We start from the raw sequence: 2,839 nt of genomic DNA, 5'->3' as shown, positions 1-2,839 counted from the left end.
CCCCCTGTAGGAGCGAGCCCGCTCGCGAACGCGCCGCAGGCGCGCCTAACGCCGGGACACCCATCCAACGCCCATTCGCGTGCAGGCACGCTCCTACATGCCCGCCCCGGCCCCCTGCAGGAAATCGGCCAGGGGGCTGGCCTCCTGCATCCTCATCCGGTGAAACCCGCGCCGGCCCCTGCAGTCTATCGACTACCGACACCTGCTGATGACCGGGCCGGAATCCTTCCTGCAACACACGCCATGCCGCGGCCCTGGCATCCTGCAGCCCAATCCTGATCCAAGTTCCAGAGGGACCTGCGATGCGCATCCTGATTGCCATCGGCATCGTAGCGGTGCTGCTGCTCGCGGGCCTATACTACTGGGATACCGATCCGGAGCATCCGGCGCCCGAAGCAACGCTGTCGCCGGACTCCCTCTCCGCCGCCGCGGAGGCGTTTTCCGATCCGCCGGCGGAGTGGGAATACCGCTTCCCCGCTGACCACGGGAACCATCCGGAGCAGTTCGGCGAATACTGGTGGTTCGCGGGCCGGCTGCGGGATGACACGGGCCGCATGCGGGGCTTTCAGCTTGCCATCTACCGGCTGGCGCTCTCGCGGGAGCCGCCGGATACCGCCTCGCGCTGGGACACGCGCGACCTCTACCGCGGGCAATTCCTGCTCGAGCCATATGGCTCTGACCCCGTGCATGCGGAAGAACGCTTCGGGCGCGATGCCCTCGATCTCAGCGGATCGGATGAACAGCGCGCGTGGATCGAGGACTGGTCCGTTGTGCATGACCCCGACTGCCGCTGTTTCCGGCTGCGCGCCTCGACGTCGGATTCCCGTCTCCATCTGACCTTGCACCCGTCGACACCGAAGCCCGTACACCTGCGGGGCATTCCGGGTCTCGACCCGCTCGAACCCGGCAGCCACGGCTACTGGTGGCCGGGCCTGCAGGTGACCGGAGAGTTCGAGCATGAAGGCGAGCTCGCGTCGGTCACTGGCGACGCCGTGCTGGAGCATGTCTGGGGCCGGCGTCTGCCGGTGGCGCAGGGACAGCTCACGCTGAACCGGCTCTGGCTGTCCCTTGACGACGGGACCGCCGTTCGCTGCATGCAATTGCGGCGTCGCGGTCCCGGCGGGGTCCCGCTCGGCGATTGCCTGATACATGCGCCGGACGCCGAGCCTGCGCGCATCGCGAGCGCGGCGCTCGCGCCCGTGGAAGCCGGCGATGGAGACTACCCGCTGCACTGGCGACTGGAAGCGGAGGAACACCGGATCGCCCTCGGCATCCGGGCCCCGCGGGAGCGGGCGGCACCGGCATTCCGCTTGCCTCTCTGGAGCGGGTTGATGCAGGCTGACGGCTCGCTGAAGGGCGAGCCGGTCCAGGGCTGGGGCTGGCTCGAGCTCAGCGGTTACTGAGGTGGCGTCATGATCCGTTTCACGAACACCGCACTGCTCCTCGGGCTCGCCGCCCTGATCCTGGCCGCTTGCGGCGACGCAACCCCACCCGGCACCGATCCGGACCGCTTCACCATTGCGGAACCCGGTCCGATCCCCGTGACCGACCAGCGGCCGGGCGATCCGGCTGCCGGCCGTTACACCGTGCTGAATCGCGGCTACGTGACCTGCGGTATCCCGGATGCCGCCTTCCGGGCCAGCAATGTCTTTCCGACCCGGGAACACGAACTGAACGGCCGCGAGGGGCGCAACGCCGAGCTCCCCTACATGTTCAACGCGACCGTGAATCCGGACGGAGTCGAACTGGTGGTCAGCAATTGCCTGACCTGTCACGCCTCCGAGGTCGAGGGCGAACTGGTCATCGGTCTGGGCAACGCGTTCCTGGACTGGACCAATGACCCGTCCGTGACCGCGGAACTGATCGGCGCCTTCGTCGAGGACGGGGCGCCCGCCGACGCCTGGGCCAAGTGGGCCGATCGCATCGCGGCGATCGCGCCCTACATGGTGACCGACACCTTTGGAGTGAACCCCGCACCCAACCTGACGCTCGCGCTGATCGCCCATCGGGACGCCGAGACACTCGCCTGGTCTTCGGAACCGCGGCTGGGCCCCCCACCGCGCGAGCCGCTGCCGACCAAGGTCCCCCCGTGGTGGCGCATGCAGCACAAGGCCGCGATGTTCCACAACGGCATGGGGCGCGGCGATCACGTGCGCTACATGATGATGAAGTCGCTGGTCTGCACTGACGACACCGACGAGGCGTCCGAGATCGCGGAGTGGTTCACGGACGTCCGTGCCTACATCGCGAGCCTGGAACCCCCGCCATACCCCTACCCGGTGGACCCGGAACTGGCCGCGGAGGGCGAAGGAGTCTTCGCCCGGGTCTGCGCGGGCTGCCACGGCAGCTACGGTGACGAACGCGACTACCCGAACCTTCTGATCGACCTCGACACCGTGGGCACCGATCCCGCCTACGCCCGGCAGGCGGTGGAGTCGGAGCGCTTCGCACGCTGGTTCAATCGCTCGTTCTACGGCGACGGAGCGGAGGCAATGCCCGCGCTGGGTTACATGGCACCGCCGCTCGACGGTGTCTGGGCCACTGCACCGTACCTGCACAACGCCTCGGTTCCGACCATCGAGGCCCTGCTCGACAGCGCCCGGCGTCCCACCTATTGGCAGCTGCGCACGGATCCGCGCCAATACGACCCCGACACCCTGGGCTGGCGTTTCAACGTACTGGAATCCGGCAAGGCCGAAGCAGACGATCCCACCGGCGCAAAGCGGATCTACGACACCACACGCCCGGGCTACGGCAACCAGGGCCACCGCTTCGGGGACACGCTCGGCGAGCGGGAGCGGCAGGCGCTGCTGGAATACCTGAAGACCCTGTAGAAGGC

General features: G+C 68.3%; 2 protein-coding genes. Both read left to right on the top strand.

The window, feature by feature from the left end:
• The first annotated feature begins 302 nt into the window (after positions 1-302).
• Entirely contained in the window at positions 303-1,403 is a 1,101-nt protein-coding gene (locus tag ACESMN_RS10805; RefSeq protein WP_373053608.1) for a lipocalin-like domain-containing protein, read from the top strand.
• A 9-nt stretch (positions 1,404-1,412) separates the two neighbouring features.
• A complete protein-coding gene (locus tag ACESMN_RS10800) occupies positions 1,413-2,834 on the top strand; it encodes a c-type cytochrome (protein ID WP_373053607.1) in 1,422 nt (473 codons plus the stop codon).
• The last annotated feature ends 5 nt before the right edge of the window (positions 2,835-2,839 follow it).

Source organism: Thioalkalivibrio sp. (assembly GCF_041690275.1).
Taxonomy (GTDB): Bacteria; Pseudomonadota; Gammaproteobacteria; order Ectothiorhodospirales; family Ectothiorhodospiraceae; genus Thioalkalivibrio.
Note: the sequence above shows the minus strand (reverse complement) of the source record. Positions and strands in the feature narration are given on the sequence as shown.

Coding starts and splice junctions, on each gene's coding strand:
- ACESMN_RS10800 (WP_373053607.1), top strand. CDS start 1,413: ATGATCCGTTTCACGAACACCGCACTGCTCCTCGGGCTCGCCGCCCTG.
- ACESMN_RS10805 (WP_373053608.1), top strand. CDS start 303: ATGCGCATCCTGATTGCCATCGGCATCGTAGCGGTGCTGCTGCTCGCG.